Here is a 4,069-nt window from a genome sequence, read left to right on the forward strand (position 1 = left end):
GGCCCCGACCTCACGTCCCGTACGCGCTACTACTGGTCGGTGCGGGTCTGGGACGCCGCGGGCAAGGCCTCCGAGTGGAGCGAGGCCTCCTGGTGGGAGACCGGGCTCATCGCGGCGAAGGACTGGTCGGCGCGGTGGATCGGCGCGCCCGCCGCCCTGGTCGGCGCGCCCGCCCTGGACGGCGCCTCGTGGATCTGGTTCCCCGAGGGCGATCCCGCGACGAGCGCGCCCGCGGCCACCCGCTGGTTCCGCGGCCGCGTCGACGTCCCCGAAGGGGTCACCAGGGCACGCCTGGTCCTGACGGCCGACGACGGCTGCACCGCGTATGTGAACGGCACGCAGGTGGCGCACACCGAAGCGGACAGCGCCGCCGACAACTGGCGCCGCCCCGCCGTCGTCGACGTGACCGCCCAACTGCGCCCCGGCGCCGCGGTCATCGCCGTCGCCGCCACCAACGCCACCACCGGGCCCGCCGGCCTGCTCGGCATGCTCGAGCTGACGACCGCCGACGGCGTGCGTACCCTGACCACCGACGACACGTGGAAGACCACCGACAAGGAGCCCTCGGGCGACTGGCGGTCGGCGGGCTACGACGACGGCTCCTGGGCCGCCTCGAAGGTCCTCGCCGCCTGGGGTTCGGGCCCCTGGGGCAAGGTCGTACCCGAGCACTGCCCGGCCGCCCAGCTGCGCCACGAGTTCCGCCTGCGGCCCGGCAGGACCGTCGCACGGGCCCGGCTGTACTCCACGGCCCTCGGCCTCTACGACGCCTGGCTCAACGGCGAGCGCGTCGGCGACGACCGCCTCGCGCCCGGCTGGACCGACTACGACAAGCGGGTGCAGTACCAGACGTACGACGTGACCAAGCAGCTCACGCCGGGCACCAACGCGCTCGGCGTGACGGTCGCGGTCGGCTGGTACGCCGGCAACGTCGGCATGTTCGGTCCGCACCAGTACGGTGAACGGCCCGCGTTCCTGGGCCAGCTGGAGGTCACGTACACCGACGGCACGACCGACCGCGTCCTCTCCGGCACCGACTGGCGCGCCGCGACGGGCCCGGTGACCGCCGCCGACCTCCTGTCGGGCGAGGACTACGACGCCCGCCTGGAGACCGCGGGCTGGACGCGCGCCGGATTCGACGACTCGAAGTGGGTCGCGGCCGACGCCGTGGACAAGGTCAAGGCCGCCGTCGTGGCCCAGATCGACGGGCACACGCGCGTGGAGAGCGAGATAGCCGCCCGGAAGGTCAGCGAGCCCAAGCCCGGCGTGTTCGTCTTCGACCTCGGCCAGAACATGGTCGGCGCGGTCCGCCTCACCGTCTCCGGGAAGGCCGGCACCAAGGTCCGGCTGCGCCACGCGGAGGTCCTGAACCCCGACGGCACCGTCTACACCACCAACCTGCGCTCCGCCCGCGCCACCGACACCTACACCCTCAAGGGCGGCGGCAAGGAGACGTTCGAACCGCGGTTCACCTTCCACGGCTTCCGCTACGTCGAGGTGACGGGCTACCCGGGCAAACCGCCGCTGAACGCGGTGACGGGCCGCGTGATCCACACGTCGGCGCCCTTCACCATGGACTTCGAGACGAACGTCCCCATGCTCAACCAGCTGCACAGCAACATCACCTGGGGCCAGCGCGGCAACTTCCTCTCCGTGCCCACCGACACCCCCGCACGCGACGAACGGCTCGGCTGGACCGGCGACATCAACGTCTTCGCCCCCACCGCCGCCTACACGATGGAATCGGCGCGCTTTTTGACCAAGTGGCTCGACGACCTGCGCGACGGACAGCCCGACGACGGGGCCTTCCCCGACGTGGCCCCCTTCGTAGGCACGGTCGGCAAGGGCGTGGCCGGCTGGGGCGACGCCGGAGTGACCGTCCCCTGGGCGCTGTACCAGGCGTACGGCGACAAGCGCGTCCTGGAACAGTCCTGGTCCTCGATGCTGAAGTGGCTCGACTACCTGGAGAAGCACAGCAGCGGCTATCTGCGCCCCGCCGAGGGCTACGGAGACTGGCTCAACATCCAGGACGAGACCCCCAAGGACGTCATCGGGACGGCCTACTTCTCGCACAGCGCCGATCTGGTGGCGCGGACCGCCGAAGTCCTCGGCAAGGACCCCGCCCCGTACAAGAAGCTCTTCGGCAGCGTCCGTGACGCCTTCCGCGCCGCATACGTGACCGGCGGCGGGCGGGTGAAGGGCGACACACAGACCGCGTACGTCCTGGCCCTGTCCATGGACCTGCTCACCGACGGCGACCGCGCACCGGCGGCAGCGCGTCTGGTGGAGCTCATCAAGTCCAAGGAATGGCACCTGTCGACGGGCTTCCTGGGCACCCCGCGCCTGCTGCCCGTGCTCACCGCCACCGGCCACACAGACGTCGCCTACCGCCTCCTGGTCCAGAAGTCCTTCCCCAGCTGGGGCTACCAGATCGACAAGGGCGCCACCACGATGTGGGAGCGCTGGGACTCCATCAAGCCGGACGGCAGCTTCCAGGACGCCGGCATGAACTCCTTCAACCACTACGCGTACGGCTCGGTGGGCGAGTGGATGTACGCGAACATCGCGGGCATCGCACCGGCCGACCCCGGCTTCCGCAAGATCCTCGTCCGCCCGCGCCCCGGTGGCGGCGTGACCGAGGCACAGGGCACCTTCGACGCGCTCTACGGCCCGGTCACCACCCACTGGAAAACGGACGCCGACGGTTTCCGTCTCACCCTGACCCTGCCCGCCAACACCACGGCGGAGGTGTGGATCCCCGCAGACAAGCGCACCCAGGTGACGCACGGCGCGGCGGAATTCCTGCGGATGGAGGACGGCTGCGCCGTCTTCGCCGCGGCCTCCGGCACCCACCGCTTCACCAACTGACCCGATTCGACCGCTCTTTCGGAAGGCTGCGCGATGACCGCCGGACCCAGCAAGGACGCCGTGAAAGCGGCACTCACCACCCAGGCCCTGGAGACCCCGTCCTGGGCGTACGGCAACTCCGGTACGCGCTTCAAGGTCTTCGCGCAGCCAGGTGTCCCCCGCACGACCCGCGAAAAGCTGGACGACGCCTCCCGCGTGCACGCCCACACCGGCGTGGCGCCCAAGGTGGCCCTGCACATCCCCTGGGACAAGGTCGACGACTACGCCGCCCTCGCGAACTACGCCACCGAGCGCGGCGTGCGGCTCGGAGCGATCAACACCAACGTCTTCCAGGACGACGACTACAAGCTCGGCTCGGTCACCAATCCCGACCCGGCGATCCGGCGCAAGGCACTCGACCATCTGCTCGAGTGCGTGGACATCATGGACGCGACGGGCTCGCGCGACCTGAAGCTCTGGTTCTCCGACGGCATCAACTACCCCGGCCAGGACGACATCCGCAGCCGCCAGGACCGCCTGGAGGAGGCCCTGCGCACGACCTACGACCGCCTCGGCGACGATCAGCGCATGCTCGTGGAGTACAAGCTCTTCGAGCCGGCCTTCTACGCCACGGACATCCCCGACTGGGGCACCGCGTACGCGCACTGCCTCAAGCTCGGCCCCAAGGCACAGGTCGTCGTCGACACCGGCCACCACGCCCCCGGCACCAACATCGAGTTCATCGTCGCCACCCTGCTGCGCGAGGGCCGGCTCGGCGGCTTCGACTTCAACTCCCGCTTCTACGCCGACGACGACCTGATGGCGGGCGCCGCCGACCCCTTCCAGCTCTTCCGGATCATGTACGAGGTCGTCCGCGGCGGCGGCCTGACCTCCGACACCGCGTTCATGCTCGACCAGTGCCACAACATCGAGACGAAGATCCCCGCGATCATCCGCTCGGTGATGAACGTGCAGGAGGCCACGGCCAAGGCGCTGCTCGTCGACGGCGACGCGCTGGCCGGGGCCCAGCGCACCGGTGACGTGCTGGCCGCCAACGCGGTCCTGATGGACGCCTTCAACACCGACGTCCGTCCCCTACTGGCAGAAGTCAGGGAGGACTCGGGGCTCGACCCGGATCCCATGCGGGCGTATCAGCAGTCAGGCTGGCAGGAGCAGATCGTCAAGGACCGCGTAGGCGGCGAGCAGGCCGGATGGGGGGCATGAG

General features: G+C 70.3%; 2 protein-coding genes. Both read left to right on the top strand.

Annotation, left to right across the window (positions count from 1 at the left end):
* The coding region (locus ACQKIP_RS35135) for an alpha-L-rhamnosidase (protein WP_427745064.1) at nucleotides 1-2,865 on the top strand (2,865 nt) is incomplete at its 5' end.
* A gap of 33 nt (nucleotides 2,866-2,898) precedes the next feature.
* Nucleotides 2,899-4,068, top strand: a complete 1,170-nt coding sequence (gene rhaI, locus ACQKIP_RS35140) for an L-rhamnose isomerase (RefSeq protein ID WP_365865263.1) — start codon at nucleotides 2,899-2,901, stop codon at nucleotides 4,066-4,068.
* Nucleotide 4,069: the final 1 nt, after the last annotated feature.

Origin of the sequence: Streptomyces sp. NPDC059900 (genome assembly GCF_050270335.1) — a bacterium.
GTDB lineage: Bacteria > Actinomycetota > Actinomycetes > Streptomycetales > Streptomycetaceae > Streptomyces.